General features: G+C 39.4%; 24 protein-coding genes. 4 read left to right on the forward strand and 20 right to left on the reverse strand.

What is annotated here, in order from left to right:
* Window position 1: 1 nt before the first annotated feature.
* From HWE15_RS06925 to HWE15_RS06940, 4 genes are all read right to left on the reverse strand, one after another.
* Entirely contained in the window at window positions 2-787 is a 786-nt protein-coding gene (locus HWE15_RS06925; RefSeq protein WP_290506785.1) for an SDR family oxidoreductase, read from the reverse strand.
* Complete coding sequence (locus HWE15_RS06930; RefSeq protein WP_290506786.1) at window positions 784-1,287, reverse strand: dihydrofolate reductase; 504 nt, start codon at window positions 1,285-1,287, stop codon at window positions 784-786. The genes HWE15_RS06925 and HWE15_RS06930 overlap by 4 nt, the downstream gene beginning before the upstream one ends.
* Window positions 1,288-1,387: 100 nt before the next feature.
* On the reverse strand, window positions 1,388-2,326 hold the full coding sequence (gene fmt / locus HWE15_RS06935; RefSeq protein WP_290506787.1) for a methionyl-tRNA formyltransferase: 939 nt from the start codon (window positions 2,324-2,326) through the stop codon (window positions 1,388-1,390).
* Window positions 2,327-2,360: 34 nt separating this feature from the next.
* Entirely contained in the window at window positions 2,361-3,542 is a 1,182-nt protein-coding gene (locus HWE15_RS06940) for a DUF1343 domain-containing protein (protein WP_290506788.1), read from the reverse strand.
* Window positions 3,543-3,581: 39 nt separating this feature from the next.
* Here HWE15_RS06940 and HWE15_RS06945 point away from each other — a divergent pair, with 39 nt between their 5' ends.
* Window positions 3,582-4,796, forward strand: coding sequence for an ABC transporter permease (locus HWE15_RS06945; protein WP_290506789.1), 1,215 nt, complete (start codon window positions 3,582-3,584; stop codon window positions 4,794-4,796).
* Here HWE15_RS06945 and HWE15_RS06950 read toward each other — a convergent pair.
* A complete protein-coding gene (locus tag HWE15_RS06950) occupies window positions 4,780-5,526 on the reverse strand; it encodes a polyprenol monophosphomannose synthase (protein WP_290506790.1) in 747 nt (248 codons plus the stop codon). The genes HWE15_RS06945 and HWE15_RS06950 overlap by 17 nt on opposite strands.
* 98 nt (window positions 5,527-5,624) lie before the next feature.
* On the opposite strand from HWE15_RS06950, the gene HWE15_RS06955 reads away from it, so the two are divergent.
* A complete protein-coding gene (locus tag HWE15_RS06955; RefSeq protein ID WP_290506791.1) occupies window positions 5,625-6,521 on the forward strand; it encodes a glutathione synthetase in 897 nt (298 codons plus the stop codon).
* Here HWE15_RS06955 and HWE15_RS06960 read toward each other — a convergent pair.
* The 5 genes from HWE15_RS06960 to hisG all read right to left on the reverse strand — a co-directional run bounded on the left by HWE15_RS06960 (window position 6,500) and on the right by hisG (window position 11,741).
* Window positions 6,500-7,297 (reverse strand): tetratricopeptide repeat protein, encoded by a 798-nt coding sequence (locus HWE15_RS06960; RefSeq protein WP_290506792.1) that lies wholly within the window; start codon window positions 7,295-7,297, stop codon window positions 6,500-6,502. The genes HWE15_RS06955 and HWE15_RS06960 overlap by 22 nt on opposite strands.
* Before the next feature lie 67 nt (window positions 7,298-7,364).
* Window positions 7,365-8,462 (reverse strand): bifunctional histidinol-phosphatase/imidazoleglycerol-phosphate dehydratase HisB, encoded by a 1,098-nt coding sequence (gene hisB / locus HWE15_RS06965; protein ID WP_290506793.1) that lies wholly within the window; start codon window positions 8,460-8,462, stop codon window positions 7,365-7,367.
* 17 nt (window positions 8,463-8,479) lie between these two features.
* Complete coding sequence (hisC, locus tag HWE15_RS06970; RefSeq protein ID WP_290506794.1) at window positions 8,480-9,550, reverse strand: histidinol-phosphate transaminase; 1,071 nt, start codon at window positions 9,548-9,550, stop codon at window positions 8,480-8,482.
* The gene (gene hisD, locus HWE15_RS06975) at window positions 9,550-10,842 is read right to left on the reverse strand and encodes a histidinol dehydrogenase (protein WP_290506795.1); all 1,293 of its coding nucleotides are present in this window, start codon (window positions 10,840-10,842) and stop codon (window positions 9,550-9,552) included. Before hisD ends, hisC begins: the two co-directional genes overlap by 1 nt.
* 38 nt (window positions 10,843-10,880) lie before the next feature.
* Window positions 10,881-11,741: an ATP phosphoribosyltransferase gene (hisG, locus tag HWE15_RS06980; RefSeq protein WP_290506796.1), complete on the reverse strand. Its 861-nt coding sequence runs from the start codon at window positions 11,739-11,741 to the stop codon at window positions 10,881-10,883.
* A 44-nt stretch (window positions 11,742-11,785) separates the two neighbouring features.
* On the opposite strand from hisG, the gene HWE15_RS06985 reads away from it, so the two are divergent.
* Complete coding sequence (locus HWE15_RS06985; RefSeq protein WP_290506797.1) at window positions 11,786-11,971, forward strand: hypothetical protein; 186 nt, start codon at window positions 11,786-11,788, stop codon at window positions 11,969-11,971.
* Window positions 11,972-11,988: 17 nt separating this feature from the next.
* Here the strand turns inward: HWE15_RS06985 and HWE15_RS06990 are convergent, their stop codons facing one another.
* The 8 genes from HWE15_RS06990 to rocF all read right to left on the reverse strand — a co-directional run bounded on the left by HWE15_RS06990 (window position 11,989) and on the right by rocF (window position 19,637).
* Window positions 11,989-13,257: a serine hydrolase gene (locus HWE15_RS06990; protein ID WP_290506798.1), complete on the reverse strand. Its 1,269-nt coding sequence runs from the start codon at window positions 13,255-13,257 to the stop codon at window positions 11,989-11,991.
* 30 nt (window positions 13,258-13,287) lie between these two features.
* Window positions 13,288-14,019 (reverse strand): GDSL-type esterase/lipase family protein, encoded by a 732-nt coding sequence (locus HWE15_RS06995; protein ID WP_290506799.1) that lies wholly within the window; start codon window positions 14,017-14,019, stop codon window positions 13,288-13,290.
* Window positions 14,020-14,373 (reverse strand): translation initiation factor, encoded by a 354-nt coding sequence (locus HWE15_RS07000; protein WP_290506800.1) that lies wholly within the window; start codon window positions 14,371-14,373, stop codon window positions 14,020-14,022. It abuts the gene before it with no gap.
* A 57-nt stretch (window positions 14,374-14,430) separates the two neighbouring features.
* Complete coding sequence (locus tag HWE15_RS07005) at window positions 14,431-15,282, reverse strand: universal stress protein (RefSeq protein ID WP_290506801.1); 852 nt, start codon at window positions 15,280-15,282, stop codon at window positions 14,431-14,433.
* Window positions 15,283-15,352: 70 nt separating this feature from the next.
* On the reverse strand, window positions 15,353-16,264 hold the full coding sequence (locus tag HWE15_RS07010; RefSeq protein ID WP_290506802.1) for a 1,4-dihydroxy-2-naphthoate polyprenyltransferase: 912 nt from the start codon (window positions 16,262-16,264) through the stop codon (window positions 15,353-15,355).
* Between the two features lie 11 nt (window positions 16,265-16,275).
* Window positions 16,276-16,866, reverse strand: coding sequence for a glutathione peroxidase (locus HWE15_RS07015; RefSeq protein ID WP_290506803.1), 591 nt, complete (start codon window positions 16,864-16,866; stop codon window positions 16,276-16,278).
* Window position 16,867: 1 nt separating this feature from the next.
* Complete coding sequence (gene argS / locus HWE15_RS07020) at window positions 16,868-18,655, reverse strand: arginine--tRNA ligase (protein ID WP_290506804.1); 1,788 nt, start codon at window positions 18,653-18,655, stop codon at window positions 16,868-16,870.
* A gap of 31 nt (window positions 18,656-18,686) precedes the next feature.
* A complete protein-coding gene (gene rocF / locus HWE15_RS07025) occupies window positions 18,687-19,637 on the reverse strand; it encodes an arginase (protein ID WP_290506805.1) in 951 nt (316 codons plus the stop codon).
* Between the two features lie 241 nt (window positions 19,638-19,878).
* Between rocF and HWE15_RS07030 the strand changes: the two genes are divergently transcribed.
* On the forward strand, window positions 19,879-21,267 hold the full coding sequence (locus tag HWE15_RS07030; protein WP_290506806.1) for an arginine decarboxylase: 1,389 nt from the start codon (window positions 19,879-19,881) through the stop codon (window positions 21,265-21,267).
* Window positions 21,268-21,287: 20 nt separating this feature from the next.
* Here the strand turns inward: HWE15_RS07030 and HWE15_RS07035 are convergent, their stop codons facing one another.
* A complete protein-coding gene (locus tag HWE15_RS07035; RefSeq protein WP_290506807.1) occupies window positions 21,288-21,974 on the reverse strand; it encodes an SIMPL domain-containing protein in 687 nt (228 codons plus the stop codon).
* An 80-nt stretch (window positions 21,975-22,054) separates the two neighbouring features.
* Window positions 22,055-24,295, reverse strand: a complete 2,241-nt coding sequence (locus HWE15_RS07040; RefSeq protein WP_290506808.1) for a heavy metal translocating P-type ATPase — start codon at window positions 24,293-24,295, stop codon at window positions 22,055-22,057.
* Window positions 24,296-24,304: the final 9 nt, after the last annotated feature.

Below are 24,304 nucleotides of genomic sequence, written 5' to 3' on the forward strand. Positions count from 1 at the left end.
ATTATCTGACTTTGGCTTTTCGAAGAATTTTTGAAAAAATGCGAGGGAAGAATCGTTTGAGGTAGACAGCATAAGTCTCTTTTCCTCCAATTAAGACTTCTTCTTTTCGCTGCTTAATGGCCTTGAAAATTGCAGAAGTACAATCTTCAGGACTCATTCCTTTTGCTTGAGCATCGTCCATTTTTCCTAAGGAAGTACCATCTCCCGTCAGTGCATTTACTGAAACTTGAGTTCGGATAAATCCTGGGCAAATTAGAGTAACTGAAATATGGTCCTGGTAGTGTTCTGCTCTCAAAGTGTCAAAAAAGCCATGAAGGGCATGCTTAGAAGCAGCGTAAGCCGATCGATATGGCGAGGCAAATTTGCCTACTAAGCTTGTCACAACTGCAAAGTGTCCGGATTTGCGTTCCATATAATAAGGAAGTATGGCTTTGGTCAGCGCAACGGTTCCAAAGAAATTGACCTCCATTAATTTTCGATCCACCTCTAATTCGGTGTCTCTGATAAGTGAGCGCTGAGAAATTCCACCATTATGTAGAAGGATGTCAATTTTCCCAAATAGGGAGATAGCCTTTTTGACAAGGGAGTCGAAGTTAGATTGATCGGCTAAATCAAGTGGGAGTATTTTGACGTTTTCAGGGTTATTACAGGAATTTTTGACTCGTTGCAGCTCGGATTCTTTTCGAGATGAAAGGATCACCTGGTAGCCTTCCTGCGAAAATTTCTTTGCACAAGCCTCACCAATTCCTGAAGAGGCGCCTGTAATCCAAATTACGGGTTCATTCATGCTTCTGATACTTTTTCATAATCCACAAAGGAGAAAGGATAACGGTGTTTACTATCTGCGGGGTGGTATTCCCGAAAGACCTCTTTCCATTCGTTTGGATCGAATTCGGGAAAATAAGTGTCACCTTCTGGGTTTGCTTCAACTTCGGTAAGAATCATTTTATCTGCCAAAGGAAGAGTTTGCTTGTAGATTTCTCCCCCTCCAATGACAAAAAGCTTATCTACGTCCAATTTGTTACAAAAGGTGAAGGCATCTTCAATTGTTTGGAAAACAAAATGTCCTGCTGGAACCTGATAATTTTTATCTCGGGTAATTACCAAATGCGTGCGATTGGGTAGGGGACTACCCAAAGATTCAAAGGTTTTTCTCCCCATCAGGAGGTAGTTTCCTGTCGTCAGTGCTTTGAAACGCTTAAAATCAGCAGGAAGTCTCCAAACGAGTTCGTTATTTTTACCGATTACATTATTTTTTGCCTTGGCAGCAATAATTAAAATCTCCATTCCTTTAAAATTAGGCTTGAAGATACCGGAGATATTTTGCTTAAAAAAGGAAAAAAGTCTTGATGATCCTCATAAAAAATGAAAAGTCTAAATAAAATAATTAGAGGTTGTAGCCTCTCAAAAAGTCCTTTATTTCCATTCGCTTTTTACCTTCTAGTTGGATTTCAAGTATTTCCAAATGGCCCTCTCCACATTGGAATTTGAGGTAATTTTTTCCATCAGAAATCCATTCTCCAGGCTTTTTGTCATCTAAGCATTCCTGATTCCATTTTGACTTATAAATTTTGCATAGTTTCCCCTGAAAAATTGTCCATGCTGTAGGATAAGGGGATAGTCCACGTATCAAATTGTGAATGTCTCTGGCGCTTTTTTTCCAGTCTATTTGGCAAGTTTCCTTGAAAATTTTAGGGGCATTATGAAGGGCTTTTCCTTCATCCTGAGGAATGGCTTCTATTTCATTTTTTGAAATGGCTTCCACCGTTTTTAAAATTAGGTCAGCACCAATGGTCATTAATTTTGAATAGACATCACCCAGATTCTCTTCAGGAAGAATGGGGACTTTTTCCTGAAATAAGATGGATCCTGTATCTATTTCATGCTTTAAGAAGAAAGTTGTCACCCCTGTTTCTGTTTCCCCATTGATAATAGCCCAGTTGATAGGGGCGGCACCGCGGTAATCGGGAAGGAGAGAAGCATGGAGATTAAATGTGCCCAATGGAGGCATATTCCAAACGACCTCTGGAAGCATTCGGAAGGCAACCACAATTTGTAAATCGGCCTTTAAAGAACGAAGTTCCTCCAGGAATTCCAGATTTTTCAAATTTGTGGGTTGTAAAACCCGCAATCCATGTTTTAAGGCTGCTTCCTTTACAGCTGATGGAATTAGTTTTTGCCCTCTTCCTTTGGGTTTGTCTGGCGCTGTGATAACACCAACGATATTCCAGCCAGCTTCTACAAGTTTTTCTAATCCGGGTACAGCAAATTCTGGGGTACCCATGTAGACGATTCGTAAATTTTTGGATGGAGTAGGATTAGGCATAGGTAATTTTTAAAATCTTTTTAATAATTATTTATTAGTTATAAATCAGGTATTTGTCTCTTTTTTGCAGGTAATTTTGAAGTCCGGCTTCCCAAGTTTTCCGTATTTCGGCCTCACTTTTCCCCGCTAAGATCTGCTTTTTGAGCTCATCAGTTCCAGCTAGGGTGTTAAAAAAGTTGTTGAAAAACTTTTCCTTCATTCCGGATTTTTGGTAGGCATCCAAAAGGTATTTTAGTGTAAAGTGATGATCTAGTGATTCACCCCGAAGATCCACTCCATAGCATTTTTTATCTTGGTGAGGAGGTGTTTTGGACATTCCATCGATGCTGACAGGAGTGAAGGTGAAGTCACCAAATTTAGGATCCGGATAGCCGTACATTTGGAAAGGTTCATAGGTTCCCCTTCCTAAAGACATCACCGTTCCTTCAAAAAAACAAGTGCTGGGATAAAGTCGGATAGCCAAGTCATTGGGGAGGTTTGGAGAAGGCTTGATGGGTAGTCTATAAGTCTGAGTATGATCCCAATTTTCAACGGGGATGACTTTTAAGTCGACTTGAATTCCGCCTTTTAGCCACTTTTCTCCATTTATCATTTGGGCTAATTCCCCCACTGTCAAGCCATGGACAATTGGAATTGGATGCATTCCCACAAAACTTTGAAATCCTTCCTGCCTGATAGGACCATCTACATAATCTCCCAAAGGGTTGGGGCGGTCAAAAATGATGACTTCTTTTCCATTTTCTGCTGCTGCTTCCATCACATAATGCATCGTACTGATGTATGTAAAAAAGCGAACACCCACATCTTGCAGATCAAAAATCACCACATCCAGATCCTTCAGTTGCTCTGGAGAAGGCTTTTTGTTGTTGCCATAAAGTGATACGATAGGAAGCCCTGTTTTTGAATCAATGGAATTATCTACTTTTTCGCCTGCATCAGCTGTTCCCCGAAAGCCATGCTCTGGAACAAACACTTTTACAAGGTTGATTTCATTTTCCAATAAAAAATCTACCACATGGAAATTATCCCGCTGCGGCATGATGGATGTCTGATTGGCAATAATTCCTACCTTTTTTCCTTTTAGCATCGGAAAATATAAATCAGGACGTTCGGAGCCAGTCAAAACTTGAGCATGTAAAACATAAATTTGAATAAGAGTCAAAAAAAGAAGAATTGACAAAAAACTTGTTTGGATTAATTTTTTCATATGCTTCATGCTATTTTGCGCTGTGGTAAGACAAATTAAATCACTCCTTTGAACCTTTCCTATTTCATTGCCAAAAGAATCAGTTTTAGCCGGATTGGTGGGTTTTCCGCCATCATCCATCGGATTGCTGTTGGCAGTTTGGCAATTGGGATTGCAGTTTCCTTACTAGCCTTCATGATATTGGGTGGTTTTCAAAAAACTGTATCTGATAAGGTTTATGATTTTACAGGGCACTATCAAGTGCAACGTTTTACTATGAGCAATTCTTTTGAAGAAAATCCTTTTTCGCTTCAGGCTGATTTTGTTCGTAATTATTCCTCAATACCTAAAATTGAAAAAGTCCAATCATTTGCCCATAAAGCGGCTTTGATTAAAGGAGATCAAGAGGTGGAAGGAGTCATCATGAAAGGACTGGGTGATGATTTCGACACTCTAAACTTTCAGCAATATCTTGTAGAAGGAAGATTTTTGAATTTCCCAGAGGAAGGAACTTCCAATGAAGTTGTGATTAGCAAGTATTTAGCGAATCGACTTTTGTTGGAAGTGGGAGACAGGATCATCCTTTATTTTGTTCAAAATCCTCCAAGGTACCGACGTGTGGAAGTGGTAGGGATTTATGAAACCTTGCTGGAAAACTTTGATCAAAAAATAATTTTAGGTGAGCTTCAAACTATTCGAAATCTGAATGGATGGAGTTCTGATGAAGTAGGAGGGTTAGAGGTTTTTGTTAAAGAGAACCCGAATGATGAAATCACTCGATCTATCGAAGATAATTTGGATTTAGACTTGAAACTGATCAATTCTGAAAATAAATATTTGGAGATTTTTGACTGGCTTAAGTTACTGGATACCAATGTATATGTGTTTATCAGTTTAATTGGTTTTGTAGCTATTTTTAATATGGGGGCTATCCTCTTTATTCTAATTATGGAGCGTACCCAAATGATAGGGTTGCTCAAGGCTTTAGGAGCTCAGGACTTTCAGATTCGTCGAATTTTCTTTTGGAATGGTATGCGAATTTTGGGAAGAGGACTTTTGATAGGGAATGCCATTGGTTTGGGATTTGGCCTTCTTCAGGATCTATTTCGGATTGTGCCATTAGACCCTCAAAGTTATTACATGAGTTATGTGCCCATCGAGTGGAATTGGCCAGTTTTTATCGCGATCAACCTGGGAATAACTTTGTTGACAGCCCTTGTTTTATGGATTCCGGTAATCGTAATTTCCAGAGTAAACCCGATTCAATCTATACGCTTTGATTGAGTTTGTAAGGAGAAAAAATACTTTTCAGCTTCATCCAAATCACCCCAAATACAGCTTCCTTAAAGATTCCTTTGCTCATTTTGGAAGTACCCTTGGTTCGATCTGTAAAAATGATGGGAACTTCTTTAATCTTAAACCCTAATTTCCAAGCGGTAAATTTCATCTCAATCTGAAAGGCATAGCCGATAAATTTAATCTCGTCGAGTTGAATTCCGGCTAACACCGATCGATGATAACATTTAAATCCTGCAGTAGCATCGTTGATAGGCAAGCCTGTTATAAAGCGAACATAAACGGAAGCAAAATAGGACATCAATACACGTCCTATCGGCCAATTAACCACATTGACGCCAGTGATGTATCGACTCCCAATGGCCATATCAAATCCTTCATTGGCGCAGGCTTCATATAGATGGATTAAATCATTTGGGTTATGTGAAAAATCAGCATCCATCTCAAAAATGTAATCATATCCATGATTCAGGGCCCACTTGAAGCCAGTGATATAGGCTGTTCCAAGTCCCAATTTTCCCGAGCGTTGGATTAAATGGAGTCTATCTTTGAATATATCCTGCTGCTGTTTTACAAGCTTGGAAGTACCATCAGGAGAGGCATCATCGATCACTAAAAGTTCAAAATCCCCATCTAGCCCCATGACTGTCTGAATCATGTCTACAATATTTTCCTTTTCTTTGTAGGTCGGAATGATGACTAGCTTTCGATGTGTCATAATTTTTTCAATGCTCAAAAGTAATCCTTCGACTTGGTTTTTGAAGAATGGTCTATACAAAAATTGGTTAAAGGCTATTTTTGCGTCAAAATAGGAATATGAAAAAGAAGATAGGTATTGTTAGTTATTTTTCTACAGGCGCATATGACGCCAATACCATTGATGAGGATCAAATTCTTTCAGAGATAGTTACGGAATTGGGCTTTGAAAATGAAATTTTACCTTGGTCTGATCCATCGGTTCATTGGGAACAATTTGATGCACTTTTGATCAAATCAGTCTGGGATTATTTCGATTTCTATCCTCAATTTTTGAATTGGTTGGAACAGGTGGAGTCTTTAGGGATTCCTGTGCTAAATGATATTAAAACCGTACGCTGGAATAGTAATAAACGCTATTTGCTGGAAATGGCCGAAAAGGGATTTCCGGTCATTTCTGGAGTGCTTTTGGTGAAAGGTACGCATCCTGAATTTTCGCAAATTCAAAATCAACTGAAATCAGGATGGGCTGTCATAAAGCCATTAGTTAGTGGTGGAGCTAAAAATACCTTCAAAATCTCTGAGGAAAATTGGTCTCAACATGTAGAAAAACTGGAAAAGCTTTTAAAAGAAGAATCATTTTTGGTACAACCCTTTGTGAAAGAAGTAGCAGAGGTAGGGGAGTATTCCCTGATTTTCTTCAATGGGAGTTTTTCTCATGCAGTGCTAAAAACACCCAAAAAGAAGGATTTTCGAGTGCAGCATTATTTTGGAGGAACCATCCAAGTAATTCAGCCTACTTCAGAAATGCTTCAAACAGCACAAGGATTCGTAGATCAATTTGCTCCGAATTCGCTTTATGCGCGAGTAGATGGAGTAGAAATTGAGGGTGAATTTTATTTAATGGAATTAGAGCTGATTGAACCTTATCTGTTTTTAGGGCTGACAGAAGAGTCTATCCCAAATTATAAATCAGCTATTAAGAAAAGGCTTTATCAGGAACAAATATCCAAATGATTCAGCGCATAATCTGAGCCTTTGGAGGCAGCTTGTTGGATAAACTGGCAACCTTGAGAATCTCCCATTTTGGCTAAGCAAATCCCTTTTTTCGCCAACGCTTCCAAATGGTCAGGGTATTCTTTTAAAACCGCTTCAAAATCCTCCAAAGCCCACTCTAGGTAGCCCACCTTCATCAAGGCAAATCCTCTGTTGTATCGCCCTACCAGATTATCAGGTTCCAATTTTACATATTGGTTGAATGATGCGGCACACCCTAAGACGTCGCCTTGGTAGGCTCTTGCCATTCCTTGATAAAAATAGAGTCTTGGATGCTGATCGTTTAGCTCTTTTGCTTTTTGGAAAAACTCATCAGCTAATTTGAAATTTCTATTTTGAAGCAATGTCCTTCCTAAAAGGTAAAGAATCTCAAAATCAGCTGGATCATACTTAGCGGCTCTCAATAATCGTAATTCAGCTTCTTTATACTCTTTTTGGTTAAAAAGGATCTTTCCAATTCCTGCATGAGCTTGTGCGTATTCAGGATTCAGTGAAATGATTCGCTCGTAATCTGCCAAGGCCTCCTTTATTTCTCCAATCTCTTCATAGGATCGTGCCCGAAGATGTAAAGCTTTGATATCTGTGACATGGAAGAAGAGATAGGTGTTAAGTGAGCCAATAGCTTTCTCATAATTCTTTTCAGAGAAAAAATCTTCTGCCTCATAAAGCTCTGAACGGCAGGAACTAAATAGCAGAACCAAAAAAATCAAGAATGATATATTAAATTTTCGTAGCATAACGAAAGAAACAAAAAATTGGATTTGAAAAAAAGTGATTTAACAATTTTTCAAATCCAATTTGAGATTAAAGCACACCTTTGGTGCTTGGAAGCTGATTAATGGTCTGTGGATCTCGTTTGACAGCCATTTTGATAGCTCTTGCCAGACCTTTGAAAATCGCTTCAATTTTGTGGTGTTCGTTATCTCCCTCCACTTTGATATTTAAGTTGCATTTGGCAGTATCGGAAAATGATTTGAAGAAATGATAAAACATTTCAGTGGGCATATCTCCGATTTTTTCCCGCTTAAATTCTGCATCCCAAACGATCCAAGGCCTTCCTCCAAAATCAATCGCAACTTGTGCCAATGCATCATCCATGGGCAAGAGGAATCCATATCGGTAAATGCCTTTTTTATCGCCCAAGGCTTTTAAATAGGCCTCACCTAAGGCTAAAGCAGTATCTTCAATCGTGTGGTGCTCATCAATATGAAGGTCTCCTTTAACTTCGATTTCCAGATCTGTGGCTCCATGTTTTCCTAATTGCTCCAACATGTGGTCAAAAAAGCTCAGGCCTGTATTTATTTTGCATTTCCCGCTTCCGTCCAAATTCAGGTGGATACGGATATCGGTTTCTGAGGTAGTCCGTGTAACCGTTGCTTTTCGAGCTGGTATTTTCAGAAATTGATAAATTTCATCCCAATCGAATGTTGAAAGGACCGCATCCTCGTGAGGCTCTCCTAGAAAAATAGCCTTTGCTCCTAAATTTTGAGCTAATTGAATGTCGGTAATCCTGTCCCCAATGACATAAGAGTTAGCTAAATCATAAGCATCCGAAAAGTATTCTTGAAGCAGGCCTGTTCGAGGTTTTCTGGTAGGTGCATTTTCGTGTTCAAAAGACCGATCCACATGAATAGCCTTAAAAAATACATTTTCTTGCTCCAAGGTCTTTAGCATCTTGTACTGAGCAGGCCAAAAATCTTGTTCAGGAAAGGATTCTGTACCTAAGCCATCTTGATTGGTTACCATCACCAATTCAAAGTCAGTTTCTTCCGCAATTTTGCGAAGGTTAGAAATTGCTTTTGGAATGAATTCTAATTTTTCAAGGCTATCGACTTGAAAGTCCGTGGGTGGTTCCTTGATTATAGTCCCGTCCCGATCGATGAATAAAATTTTCTTTTTCATTAAAATTCAATATTTCTTTAATTCTCAATCCCAATTTCTTCAGCTACTCTTTTCATGGTTTTAATCAATGCTTCGTTTTCGGATTTCTTCCCGATAGTAATTCGCAAACAATCCTCGCAAAGTTGAACCTTGGAACGGTTCCGTACAATTATCTTTTGATCGATTAATTGATTATAAAATTCTGTTGCCTTCGGTACTTTCACCAAAAAAAAATTGGCATTGGATGGATATATTTTTTGGACGAAATCAAGGTTTCTCAATTCATATTCCAAGCTATTCTTTTCTTCAAGGATAGTTTGAATCATGGCCTTGACCTTCTTTTCATTCTGAAGTGCCTTCAGTACATACTCTTGTGTCAGTCCTGAAATATTATACGGTGGTTTAATCCGGTTCAAAATTCGAATCAGCTCTTCAGAAGCAAAAGCCATCCCTAGCCGGAGGGAAGCCAGGCCCCATGCTTTCGAAAGGGTTTGCATTACCAATAAGTTCGGAAACTTATCTAACTCCAGTGTAAAACTTGGCTCATCATTAAAATCAATGTAGGCTTCATCAATGACTACCAATCCTTGAAATTGGTTTAGAATTTCATAAATCGAATCCCGCTTGATTTTATTTCCGCTTGGATTGTTCGGAGAGCAGATGAAAATAATTTTGGTATGTTCATCTACCTGATGTAATACTTCTTTGGGATCGATTTGAAATTCTTCTGTTAAAGAAACCTTTTTTGTAAGGACATCATTTATAGCCGCACTGACTTCATACATCCCATAAGTAGGGGGAAGAAGAATGACATTGTCTTTTCCGGGATTACAAAATGCCCTAAATAAAAGGTCAATGGCTTCATCAGATCCGTTTCCCAAGAAGATCTGCTCAGGGCGAACTCCCTTGATTTTGGAGAGCTTCTTTTTAATCTCCCATTGATAAGGGTCTGGGTAGCGATTGAAGTCTTCTTCAGTAGCAGACCCTAGAGGGTTTTCATTGGCATCCAGGAATATTCCTTCTGTTCCGGTATACTCATCCCGAGCTGAAGTATAGGGCTTCAAGGAAGCAATATGTGGCCTAAGTAAAGAATTTAAATTAAATGCCATTAGGAATTCTTTTTCAGGTAGTTAAGACGAACAGAAACGGCATTCTTGTGAGCTTGGAGTAATTCTTCCTGAGCCATGACTTCTACAGTCGGCCCTAAGTTTTTCAATCCTTCTGGACTTAATTTTTGATAAGTGATTTTCTTAACAAAACTATCCAAAGAAACACCGCTATAATTGCGTGCATAGCCATATGTCGGAAGAGTGTGATTAGTCCCTGATGCGTAATCTCCTACTGACTCTGGGGTATATTTTCCAATAAAAACAGAACCGGCATTGACGATTCCTTGGACAGCCTCTTCTTCTTGTTCCACGCTGATGATCAAGTGTTCCGGTGCATAGAAGTTGATCAAGTCCAAGGCAGTTTTTAGATCATCTAGAACGATAGCAACCGAGTTTTCCAATGACTTCTTGGCGATATCCTTTCTGGGTAGTTGTTCTACTTGAACTTCAATTTCCTTAAGAACCTTTTTTGCAAATTTTTGGCTGTGCGTCACAAGGACTACTTGGGAATCAACTCCATGTTCCGCCTGAGATAACAAATCCGCCGCGACGAAAGCTGGAATAGCAGTATCATCTGCATAGACTAAAACCTCCGAAGGACCTGCTGGCATATCAATAGCTACTCCATAACTCGTTGCAAGTTGCTTGGCTGCCGTAACGAATTGGTTACCCGGTCCAAAAATCTTATCGACTTGAGGAACAGATTCTGTCCCAAAAGTCATGGCGGCAATTGCCTGGGCACCTCCAGATTTGATGATTTTATTGATTCCTATCAAATCAGCTGTAAAAAGGATTGCCGGATGGATTTTTCCCTCTTCATTAGGAGGAGTACAAAGAACGATTTCCTTGCATCCAGCCAATTTTGCTGGAATACCAAGCATGAGCACTGTACTGAAAAGGGGAGCTGTTCCTCCAGGGATATAAAGGCCTACCCGTTGAATAGGGACACTTTTTCGTCTACAAATAACTCCCGGCATAACCTCTTCCACAAGTTCCGCTTGTATTTGCGCACCGTGAAAGCGTTCAATATTTCGTTTGGCGGTAAGAATAGCATCCTTTAATTCAGGAGAAAGGGCTGAAGCTGCAGCTTTAATTTCGGATTGATCCACTCGGAGCTCTTGAAGCTCTACATGATCAAACTCATAGGCATATTTGATCAGTGCTTTATCTCCTTTTCGTTCTACTTTACGAAGGATAGGCTTGACAATCCGGTTTATTTTTTTGGTTTTGAAAACTGGCCTCGCCAATTCCTCTTTCCAAGTAGAAACATCTGGGTTGATGAGAATTTTCATCAGGCAAATTTTTTCGTTGGACTTTTTATTTGATAAGCTTATATCACCATTTTTTCGATGGGAACTACCAGAATTCCTTCAGCACCAGCGGCTCGGAGTTCTTCGATATTCTCCCAGAATTGATCCTCACTCAAAACCGAATGAACGGATGACCAGCCTTCCTGTGCTAATGGAAGAATCGTTGGACTTCGCATTCCTGGAATCAAGCTTATTATTTTTTCTAATGCATGATTTGGAGCATTTAGAAGCACATATTTATTGCTTTTTCCTTTTTGTACTGCATTGATACGGAACAAAAGTTTTTCTACAATCGCTTGCTTCCAGTCTTCCAGATTTTCATTGGCAATTAGTACTGCCTCCGAATAGAAGATTTCCTCAACCTCCTTAAGCCCGTTCATCATCAAGGTTGAGCCAGAGCTTACTATATCACAGATACCTTCTGCCAATCCGATGCTCGGTGCAATTTCTACGGAACCGCTAATTTCATGGATATCTGCCTGAACCCCTTTTTGCTCGAGGTAATCTTGAAGAATTTTAGGATAGGAAGTTGCAATGCTTTTTCCCTGAAAATAATCAAGCCCAATATAGGTTTGACCTTTAGGGATGGCTAGTGAAAGTCTACATTTTGAAAAACCCAGTTTTTTGAGGGTTTGGACTTTTTTGTCCTTTTCAACTAATTCATTTTCTCCAACAATACCCAAATCAGCGACCCCATCTGCCACATAGCCAGGGATATCATCATCCCGAAGGAACAAAAATTCGATAGGGAAATTGGTTGAAGTAGATTTGAGTTTACCGGTTCCGTTGTAAAATTTGATCCCACATTCCTTGATCAATTTCAACGAATCCTCTGATAGTCGTCCGCTTTTTTGAACAGCGATACGGATAATTTTTTCCATGAGTCTAAAATACGCTAAGAAATAAACTTGATGAATGAAATTTGGTGAAAAGTGGAATCCTTGATTCCAGAGTCACCGGATTGGGTGTGTATTTATTCCTCCTTAAGAGGAATGATGGAAATGATGCACATGCACCTGATGGTGATGTGAAGAAAAAATGGCGATATAAATGCCCTGAGCTTTCATTTACGGTGACAAAGTTAACCACAGGGATGAAACATGCAAATTGATAAAAGGGTTTTCGGAATTAATTGATGGGTGGTTGCCAAGGGCCATAAACTGCCTCTCTAAATGCCTTGTGAAGGCCGATTCCATCATAGGGAGTCAACTGTACAAATAAAATTGCAATCAATTCATTTTTTGGATCGATAAAAAACAAGGTGCTTAAAGCTCCATCCCAAAAGAATTCGCCCACTTCTCCTTGGTTTTCCTGCGCATTTTGTGGGGGAGCAATTCGTACTGCAAAGTCGATCCCAAAGCCTACCTGTCCACGATGAGGTAACCAAGAACGTTCCTTTATTGAGTCTGGAAGGTGATTGGTTCGCATCAATGCAACAGAAGCTGGTTGAAGAATCGCTTGGTTTTCGTGTTGGCCTTCATTCAAAAGCATTTTAGCAAACTTCAAATAATCATCAATAGTACTGCTCAGACCGAAGCCTCCGGGGGTCAAAGGCCAATGATTGTAACTGAAACGGTAGGCTATCGAGTCGTCTTGGCGAGCTACAAATCCATCTGCTTGCCGCTCATAAACAGCTGCCATTCGATCTCTGAATTCTTCTGGAACATAGTACATGGTTTCCTCCATCCCTAAGGGATCCAGTATTTCTTTTTGTAAAAATTCATCATAGGGCATTCCTGCTAGTTTTTCAACCAAATAGGCTTGAATATCCACGCATAGGCCATATTCCCATTGAGTGCCTGGTTGAAACCAAAGAGGAGTACTCCCTATTTTTTCAGCCATACTGGCTAAAGTATTGTTATAATTTCGGGCATCTTTTTCCTTCATTATTTCACTCAAACCGGGAATATTATCCCGGTTTGGAAAGCCGGCCGTGTGACGGGTAATATCCCTAACACTTATGGATCGATCAGCTTCTGTCAGAATCATTTGACCGTTTTCATCCACTCCTTGATACACTTCCATATTGGAAAATTCCGGTAAATATTTTTCCAATGGATCATCCAATTCGAACATTCCCCGCTCATAAAGCTTCATCAACGCAGTGCCTGTAATGGGTTTGGTCATGGAATAAATCTGAACCAGCGTTTGACGTTCCATGGGTTTTTGCTTTTCCCGATCGGCATAGCCATATGCCTGAAAATATCGTTCTTCTCCTTTTTCATAAATCAAAGCAGAAATTCCAGCAACTTTACCTGATTCAATAAAGGACTTTAAGGTACTGTCGACTCGGACTTGAGCAACCTCATCAAAAACTAGTTTTGTGGATTGGGGAGAAGAACCACATGCTGTTAGAATTAATTGAAGGAGAAGGATGAAGTAAACCGCGCGGAACATAAGTAGAGTAGAATTCGATTGGATAGAAATTTAAAAAATATCTTTTTTCATTTTTGCTGACCATCTTTTTATTCCATCAATGGCAAATTCTGCAATGGCTTTATATCCTAGGTTTGAAGGATGAATTCCGTCACTACAGAAAAATTCTTTGTCTAAGCTCATCTGTATTTTCTCATAAATCAATAATGGATTTGATGTAGCGAGCTTTTGCATTTCACCTGTCAGAAACCCCCGCTGTTTTTCTAGGTAAAATTGAAGACTAGTTGGAAAGGATGGGAAAAGCTGTACTGGGGGAATATCTGCGAGATATATCCATTTGGGTGATAAATCTTGTTGAAGTTGTTTGATGAGGTATTCAAGCTTGTTTCTAAAGTCTTTCGGATTAGTCAATCGAAAGCAATCATTAGCCCCGATGAAGAGGAATATTCCTTCAAAATCCCCTATTAATCCGGATAAATCCTCTTGGAATGTAGGAATCAATTCTTTTACCCGAAGGCCATTTTTTCCAAGATTAATGACTTGATAATTTTGATCAAACATCCTGTAAATATTTCCGGCTAAGGTATTTTCCGGTTCACTCGCCCCAACACCCGCAGCAGTGGACTCTCCAAGAATAAGAATACGTTTTGTATTTGTGCCTAGAATTAAATGATTGCTTTTGGCAGGTGGTAAGGGGTTGTTTTTCCTTACTTGTTTTGCCTGAAAAATTAAATAGGGTAAAACCGGAAAGAGTTGGGCTTGAAACAAACGGTAGCTGCGCATTTATCCGCCGGCTTTTTTGGCTCGGTAGCCTTCTTTCAATAGAATCTGAAGGATTTTTTCACGATGGTCTCCCTGAATTAATATCTCGCCATCTTTTGCGGAGCCACCAACACCGCATTTGGACTTCAATAGTTTGCCAAGTTCTTTTAAATCTTCTTCCGAACCTACAAATCCACTAATCAAGGTTACCTGCTTGCCACCTCTTGCTTTTTTATCGAGCATCACTTTTAAGTTTTGCTCAGCAGGAGAGAGCGTTTCAGCCGAATCATCCGAATCGTATTGATATTCAAAATCTGAGGAGGTTGAGTAAACGACCCCATCTCTTTTTTTCCAATCGTTGTTTTTTCTATCCATGTCGTAAAATTAAAAAAGCCTGCGGAATTGCAGGCTTTCAATATTTATCAATTCAGTTTATTCGATTCGTAAAGTCCACACAGGTCGTTTCGCATGATTGACAACATCCTCGGCAATACTGCCGGTGATTAAATGAAGAAAACCTGTTCTTCCACTGGTAGCCATGGCAATCAGATCTGCATCTACATCTTCTGCAAACTGAGTAATACCGGCCTCTTCTGAGGTCGAGTTGTAGATCTCCGCCTTCACGTTTTTCATTTCAAACTCTTTCACAAATCGTTTAATTCGTGACATAGAGTCTCGTGTCTGCTCAAAGTTGCTAGGCGTATTCACAATCACTAAATAAACTTCCGCGTCAAACAGATGCTGAAGACGTTTTAAACGTGCAGCGATTTCAGCTGAATTTTGTCTAAAATCACTGGCAAATACAATCTTTTTGAGATCACTTGGATTGACTGCTGCTTTGATGGTAACAACTGGGCATTTAGCAGTTCTAACAATTTTTTCAGTATTGGAGCCGATTAAGACTTCTTCCAGTCCTGAAGAACCTTTTGAGCCCATAACTACCAAATCGGGGTTTTCCTCCAAAATAGACTCGGATATTCCTTTATAGGCATTCCCTAATTTAATCTTGGTCTTCAAAGAGTAGCTTTTTCCGCGATGGCTTTCTCCAAGTTCTTCCATTTGTTTTTTGCGCCGATCCGCCAGTTCAACGAAAAAAATCTGATTTTCAATTTCAGGCATCATTTCTCCCCCGCCCATGGTTCCAAAGCCAGTGCCGCTAGGAATCTCCAAAACATGCAAAACTTCTATTTGGACATTATCCAATCTGCTGGCTAATGCCGTAGTAAAATCGAGGGCGTTCTGAGCTTCCTCAGAAAAATCATAAGGTACAAGTACTTTGGTCATGGCAAGGTTAATTGTTGTATTATGCCAAATTAATATAAAAATTATAGGAAAAAAGGACTTTGATCAGGTTTCAAAAAACTAAAAGCCCGATTCCAAATAATATGACCCAAAGCAATGTACTTAAAGCCATTTTTTTAAGAAAAGGATCTGTTTGGGCAGCACTTTTAGCCTGCTGAACACCTAAGCCAATTTTTCCCATTAGCGGGAAAGCCAAAAAAGCGAGTAGGGGTAGGTAAGATTGGATTTGGACAGCAAAAAGAATCAAAAAAATGTTTCCTCCGATAATCAATATCCAGTTATAGGATACAGCTGCTTTTCTTCCTATCCGGACAGGGATAGATTTTTTACCTGCTTTTTGATCAGATTCTATGTCCCGGATATTGTTGATATTCAGGACTGCTGTACTGAAACAACCCAATGCACCTCCAATAAAGATTACCTCCCAGTCAAATTGCAAACCATGAAGAAAATAGGTCCCTGCAACTCCCAATAGTCCAAAAAAAAGAAAAACAGAAATATCACCTAGGCCTGCATAACCATAGGGGTTTGAGCCGGATGTATAGGAGACTGCAGCCCAAATAGCTAACAAGCCCAGACCCATAAAAACTGAAAAAAGGACCCAATCATTGAGCGAAATGTAAATGAGGCTAACTCCAGAAATGAAAGAAAGCATTCCTACTACATACATCGCCTTTTTCATTTCACCTAATGAAATCACTCCAGATTGGACAGCGCGTATAGGGCCGGTTCGATCCTGGGAGTCTGCTCCATGGACACTATCTCCATAATCATTGGAGAGATTGGAAAGGACTTGTAAGAATATGGTGGTTAGAGAGGCAAGCAGCAAGATTTCCCATCTAAAAACCTCCTTGTAAGCGGCAAGGATTGAACCTGCAAAAATGCTGGCCAAGGCTAGGGGTAAAGTGCGAAGCCTGACTGCATGCAGCCAGGCCTCTTTTTTATGGGATATGCTTTTTTTCAACCTTTTGAAAATTATGCTTCGATCAAGGAAAGGATTTCTTCATCCAATGGAGCAACAGAAGAAGGGAAAAACTTCATCAGTTCACCATTTTCATTGATGTAATATTTGCAGAAATTCCAAGTAGGTTCTTGGCTATTCCAACCATTCATTTTTTCATCAGAAAGCCATCGATAAAGAGGATGCTTATCAAAGCCTTTGACGGAGATTTTCTCAAAAACCGGGAAGGTTACTCCATAGTTTGCCGTACAGAATTCTTTGATTTCTTCATTGGAACCAGGTTCTTGTCCACCAAAATTATTGGCAGGGAAAGCCAAAATTTGAATTTTGTCTCCATAGTTTTCATGAAGCTCTTGAAGTGCCGCATATTGTGGGGTATAGCCACATTTGGAGGCTACGTTTACCACTAAAATCTTTTTCCCTTTGTATTGGCTGAAATCCACTTGATTTCCGTCCAGGTCCTTCATTTTAAAGTTGTAAAATTCGCTTTGCATAGTTTTTGAATTCATGGGAATCATGCTTGCTTGAAGGTGTTTAGGCCGCTCCAAGGTTCTGCCGCAGGCCGCAAGCAGAATACAGATTAAGAAAATTGATAGGTTCTTCATATTACATTCTTTCGGGTACTTGTATACCTAGCAAACTCATCCCCTTTTTGATTGTTTTGGCTGTCAGCTCAGAAAGCGCTACCCGGAAGGTAACTACATTCGGATTTTCTTCACTGAAAATTGGAAGGTCTGCATAGAATCGATTGTATTCCTTCGCCAAATCAAATAAGTATTGTGAAATAATCGAAGGGGAATATTCATCTCCTGCTAATTTGATTTTTTTCTCAAAATCATTTAAAAGAAAAATCAAACTGCTTTCAGAGTCTTCAACATGCTTAATCGTTGAAAAATCAAGATTCTTATAATCCACTCCAATTTGATCAGCTTTTCTCAAAATGGAAGCAATGCGAGCATGTGAATATTGAATAAACGGACCCGTGAACCCCTGGAATTCAATTGATTCCTGAGGGTTGAAAAGCATGCGCTTTTTTGGATCTACTTTTAATAAGAAAAACTTCAAGGCACCAAGACCTAAAATACCATAAAGCTCCTTTGCTTGTTCTTCGGTAAATCCTTCAATTTTCCCTAACTCTTTGGTGTGTCTTTCGGCAGTTTCGATCATTTCTTGGATCAAATCATCTGCATCCACCACCGTGCCCTCTCTGGATTTCATTTTTCCGGAAGGAAGATCGACCATTCCATAAGAAAGGTGATACAAGCCAGGTCCATAGGGTCTACCAAGTTTCTGCATGATTTTGAAAAGAACGTCAAAATGATAATCCTGCTCATTTCCAACTACATATACGGATTTGTCAATATGAAAATCCTTATACTTCAAATCAGCAGTCCCCATATCCTGCGTGATGTAAACTGAGGTGCCATCTCCTCTAAGAACTAGTTTTTCATCCAGTCCTTCATCTGTCAAATCAACCCAAACGGATCCATTTTCCTTCTTGAAGAAAACACCTTTTTGGAGCCCTTCTTCAACAATATCCTTTCCTAATAAGTAGGTGTCAGACTCGTAATAGAATTTATCAAAATCTACTCCCATCTTCCGATAGGTTTCATCAAAGCCTTCATATACCCATTCGTTCATTTGCTTCCAAAGGGCAACAACCTCAGGGTCTCCTGCTTCCCATTTTCGGAGCATATCTTGAGCTTCCAATAGGATAGGAGCGTTCTTTTTGGCTTCTTCCTCAGACTGCCCGGAGGTTTTCAAATCATCTATTTGCCTCTTGTATTCCTTATCAAAAAGCACATAGTATTTTCCTGCTAGATGATCGCCTTTCAAGCCGGATGATTCTGGAGTTTCTCCATTTCCAAAATGCTGGTAAGCCACCATTGACTTACAGATATGAATACCTCTGTCATTGACCAAATTGGCTTTTATTACTTCATAGCCATTGGCTTTCAGAATTTCAGCTACCGAATACCCCAAGAAATTATTTCGTAAGTGCCCCAAGTGAAGAGGTTTGTTGGTATTCGGAGAGGAGTATTCTACCATCACTTTTTGTCCATTGGAAGGCAATTCTCCCCAGTTGGGTTTTTGATAGATTTTACTGAAGATACTCAACCATGACTGTTGATTAAGGACCAAGTTCAAAAAGCCTTTTACCACGTTGAAATCAGCGACTTCATCGACGTTTTCTACTAAAAAATCACCGATAAGCTTGGCTGTGTTTTCAGGGCTTGTTTTGGATAGTTTCAGATAAGGGAATACAACGAAGGTGTAAGTTCCTTCAAATTCCTTTCTAGTAGGTGCAAGAGAAAGTTCTGTATCAATCTCAGTGTTGAAAATGGATTGAAATGCATCCTGAATACCTTTTATGATACTTTGCTGAATGGTCATGGTTTTAATTTTGATTCACCTATCTGATGATTTAAAAGTGTTCAACGAGGGAGTTGGTTGTGATTTCCAATATTTCGAAGGCATGTTCTGCCATGGTGTTTTCTGTATCCAATGTTGGGTTCACTTCCACAATTTCCCAGCAACAAACGCGCTTGTCCTTGATAAGTTCGGCATTTAATGAAATTGCCTCTTCCACAGTAAGTCCATTTGGCACGGGTGTACCTGTACCGACTGAGATGGAAGAATCCAGGCTATCTACATCGAAAGAAATGTAAATTTGATCGCAATCTTTGAGAATTTCTAGAGTTTCTTGTGCGACTTTTTGGATTCCAAGATTTCGGACTTCTTCTGTTTTGAAGTTTTTGATTCCATATTTATCTATCAGATAGTCTTCTGGTTTTTCCGTATCTCTAACGGAGATAAAGACTATATCTTTCGGGTCAATTTTAGGAAAGTCACCCCCAATTTTCTTGATTCTTTCCCAGTAGTGGATGGTTTCCTCAGTGGGTTCATTGACCTGACAATCCTTGTTGTCTAACTGAGCAGTCATGGCCAACGGCATCCCATGCATATTTCCTGAGGGAGTGGTATAGGGCGTATGTAGATCAGCATGTGCATCAATCCAAATAACTCCTAAGCGTTTTTCTGGATCTGCAGCTTTGATTCCCATGATAGTACCCGCTGCAGTACTGTGATCTCCCGCCAAAACAATCGGAAATTTTTTTTCTAATCGAAGGGATTCGATTGTGCTGTAAACGTTTTTCAAAACCTGATAAACCCCATCAATGTATTTTGCATGCGGAAACTTATTTCCTTTCCAGAGGTAATTGTTTGCATCCTGAACGTTGATGGGATCAAACTTGGTGAAAAAATCAGATTTTTTGTCAAGCGAAGCGATTTTCAATGCATCAATACCGAGGCTTGCACCTCGAGTACCTGCTGCGATTTCTGACCGAACTTCTACAAGCTTGATATTTCTCATGGTATTTTTGGGTCGGGTTTGTATTCAGCTTGCAAAAGTACTCAAATTGGGCTAGGAATCCACTCTAAGAAAAATCCTGATTCACATTTCAGTTCTATTTTTAAATATCTATCCCTTCCTTGCTTTTAATTCTAGAAATACTCCATTCAAATTAATTTCTTTCTAGATATTCCCATCAGTGATTTGAAAATCCATCTTATTATTCAAATTTTGTGACCTTAATCTTCTTAAAATATTGACCATGAACCGATACATCGATCTGATTCAACAAACTTTTGATTTTCCCACAAAAGAGTTCAATGTGGAGAATAATGAGCTTTTTTTCAATGGGGTCAATTTGATGGAGATTATTGAGACATACGGTACTCCTCTTAAGCTTACTTACCTTCCTAAGATTTCTGAAAACATTCAGAATGCGAAAACTTATTTTAATAACGCCATGAAGGCGCATGATTACCAGGGGAAATACACGTATTGCTATTGTACCAAATCATCGCATTTCAGTTTCGTATTAGATGAGGCATTGAAAAATGACATCCACATTGAAACTTCCTCGACTTTTGATATTCCTTTGGTGCGAACCCTTTTCGAAAAAGGAAAAATTACAAAAGATACTTACATCGTTTGTAATGGTTTTAAGCGGGAAAAATACCTTCAATACATTACCGAATTGCTCAATGATGGATTCAAAAATTGTATTCCGATTTTGGATAATTTGAGTGAGATCGATTATTACTTAGAGCATGTGAAGGTGCCTTTTCAGGTAGGGATTCGAATTGCTGCTGATGAGGAGCCAAAATTTGGGTTTTACACCTCCCGTTTAGGTGTACGGTATGCGGATATTATTAAGCTTTATGAAGAAAAAATAAAAAACAATCCGCAGGTAACTTTGAAGATGCTACATTTTTTCATCAATTCTGGGATTCGTGACACAGCCTATTATTGGTCAGAATTGACTCGTTTTATTCAGAAGTATGTGGATTTGAAAAAGATTGCCCCTTCTTTGGATACTATGGATATCGGTGGCGGATGGCCTATTAAAACCAACGTGTTTTTTGATTACGACTATCAGTACATGGCTGATCAAATCATCAAAAACATCAAGTGGATGTGTGCCAAGAATAACACGAAGGAACCTAATATTTTTACAGAATTTGGAAGTTATACTGTAGGGGAGAGCGGGGCAGTTTTATATTCTATTCTGGACCAAAAGCTTCAAAATGATAAGGAGCTTTGGTATATGATTGATGGTTCCTTTATCACGCAGCTTCCGGATAGCTGGGGACTCAATCAAAAATACATAATGCTTGCAGTCAATAATTGGGATGAAGAATATCACAATATCTCTTTGGGGGGATTGACATGCGATAGCATGGATTATTATAATTCAGAAGCTCACCAATTCAATATCTATCTTCCTAAAATCAAGGAAGGAAAACCTCAATACATCGGATTCTTTCACACGGGTGCCTACCAAGAATCATTGGGTGGATACGGTGGTATTCAGCATTGCCTCATTCCAGCTCCGAAACATGTGTTGATCGATCGGGATGAAAATGGAAAAGTGAGGCACAGATTATTCGCAGAGGATCAAACCGAAGAAAGTATGCTAAAGGTACTGGGTTATTAAAACCCAGTACCTTTTTGATTTTAGTAGGTGTATTTTACGAAAACTCTCTTGGTAATTTCTTGACCATCAGGTTTAAGCAAGGGTGCATCGGTACTTTCAGCAGTTACTCTAAATTTTGCTACAGGCATCAATCCTCCTTCAAAAGAAACATGATGAACCCTGATGGTTCGAATCCCCAAGGTTTCTGCGATCAATTGAGCTTGGTTTTGGGCATCTAATAGCGCTTCCGTGATAAGTGTTTTTTCAATGGCTTTTTGTTGATCCTGAGAAACCTCAAATTGGAGATTAAAAACCATATCCCCGGCCGATTGAATAGCTTCTACTATCTTTTGCAGTTCATCTGTTTGGCTTGTGGTTATTATCTGTAGGTTTTGGCGAGCGACATAGCCGCTGTCAATCCAGTTATTTCCTTTCTGAATTCGGTTGATATTTACAGAAAAATTATCAGCTATAAGTTTGTAATCCTTGATTTTGGCTTTTTTCAAAGCATTTGCAAGGTTTTCAGTTTTGGTGTTTAAAACGCTTGTTGCGGTTGACACATTTATAGCTTTTTCTGAGAGGTAAATATTGAACGAAGCTTGATCTGGAGCAATTTTTCTAGAGGCATTTCCTTGAACCTCAATAAGCGGAATAGAATTATTTTCTTGTCCCAGCGTGAGGACAGAAATACCGAAAATCAAAAATAAGGTGATGATAGATTTTTTCATGATTATAATGTTTTTACAAAGACTGAATTCACAAAATATATGCTACAATGATTAACAATTCTTTACAAATCAGATCGGAATCAGATTGGTTTTCTCTTTAGCAAAAGACTATTGCTGACGACAGAAACAGAGCTGAAGGCCATCGCTGCGCCAGCGATCATAGGATCTAACATGAAACCGTTGATAGGATACAAAATCCCAGCAGCGATTGGAATTCCAATGACATTGTAAATGAAAGCCCAGAATAAGTTCTGTTTGATTCCTTTGACGGTAAGCTTGGATAATCGAATAGCCTGAGGGATTTTTCTCAAATCAGATGTGATCAAGGTAATTTTAGCTACATCCATAGCCACATCTGATCCATGGCCCATAGCGATACTGACATCTGCTTTTGCCAATGCTTCCGAATCATTGATTCCGTCACCAACCATAGCTACAGTTTTTCCCTGCTTCTGCAAACTTGAAACATAATCCCCTTTTTGAGAAGGCAATACGCCGGCTTTCACGTGCTGAATTCCAGTTTCCTTTGCAATGTATTGGGCTGCTATTTCTTGATCTCCAGTGAGTATATGAACCTCGATTCCCAAATTTTTTAGGGTTTGGATGGCTTCTTTGGATCCTGCTTTTAGTTGGTCTGAGACTGAAAAAGCTGCGAGGGACTCTTCTTGGTTAGAAAAATAGATCAGCGTTTTACCTTCCAAGCTCTTTACATCTGCAAAGTTTCTCATGGAATTCGAGATATGGATACCATTTTCTGTAAGAAGGGATTCATTTCCTACAAAGAAGTTTGTTTTATCATAACTCGCTCTTATACCCTTTCCTGAAATATTCTCAAAATTTGAAACCGCTTTGATATCGACTTTTTCAGAACCAACAAATGAGCAGATTGCCTGGGCTAGGGGATGTTCTGATCTGGATTCCATCTCGTGTAAAATGCTGGAGAGCTCTTGAATAGCTGCTGGAGAAAGATCCTCTTTCCACAAGAAATCTTCCACTTTTGGTTTACCTTCTGTGATGGTTCCGGTCTTGTCCAAAATTATCGTATCAACCTTTTGTGCGAGTTCCAAACTTTCAGCATCACGAATTAAAATATTGTTCTCAGCGCCTTTACCCATCCCAACCATCACGGCAGTAGGAGTGGCTAAGCCCAAAGCGCAGGGACAGGCAATTACAAGCACTGCGATTGAAGCCAATAAAGCATGTGTAAGATTATTTTCGCCGCCAACGGTCATCCAAATTATAAAGGTTAATATGGAGAGGGTAATGACGGTTGGAACAAAAATCCCTGCTATTCGGTCTACTAATTTTTGTACGGGAGCTTTACTTCCTTGAGCCTCTTGGACTCGCTGAATGATTTGTGCTAAAATGGTAAATGCTCCAACTGCAGTGGCTTGTAATTGAAGACTTCCCTGTTGATTAATGGTACCTGCAAATAATTTATCATCTTTTTGTTTGTGAACTGGAATAGGTTCTCCGGAGATCATACTTTCGTCTACATAGGAAGAACCGCTAATGACTTTTCCGTCAACAGGGATTTTTTCTCCTGGTTTGACTAGGATTTTGTCACCAAGTAAAACGGCTTCTATGGGAATCTCTTCATTCCCCTTTTCTCCAATCCGGGTTAAAGTTTTTGGCTGAAGGCCGATTAATTTCTTGAGAGAGGAAGAAGTACTGGATTTTGCTTTTTCCTCCAGTAATTTCCCGAAGGAAATAAACGTAATAATCACTGTTGCAGCTTCAAAATAGACATGAGGCTGAATTCCGTGTTGGATTAAGAATTGTGGAAAAATGGTGTTGAATGCACTGAATAAAAAAGCAATTCCTGTCGATAAAGCCACTAGGGTGTCCATATTGGCTTTTCGATTTTTGGCTTGTTTCCAAGCATTGCTATAAAAATGCTTTCCAAAGTAAAATAAAACTGGAATGGTCAGAATCAGACTTATCCATCTACCGGGCATCCAATCCATAAAAAACATCCCCAAAACAAAGACAGGAATGGTGAAAAGGGCAGCGCCGATTGTTTGTCTCTTGATTTCTTGATAGTGACGGTTCTGTTCTTCTTCAACACTTTCTTGAATGGATTTTTCTGAGATGATCAACCCATATCCTACTTCCTCCAGGGCTTTATTTAGTATTTCTGGTGTGATGTCTTCTTCGTATTCTACCTGAACAGTATTATTTGCAAAATTCACAGAGGCAGCTTGAACGCCTTCAGTGTAAGAAAGGATGGTTTCGACACTCGAAGCACAGGCAGAACAAGTCATTCCTGTCACTGGAAAAATTTGAGTGTGCGTTGGTTTTTTAGTTTCGGTAGTATCCATCAATAGAGG

This window comes from Algoriphagus sp., from assembly GCF_013373065.1.
Lineage (GTDB): Bacteria > Bacteroidota > Bacteroidia > Cytophagales > Cyclobacteriaceae > Algoriphagus.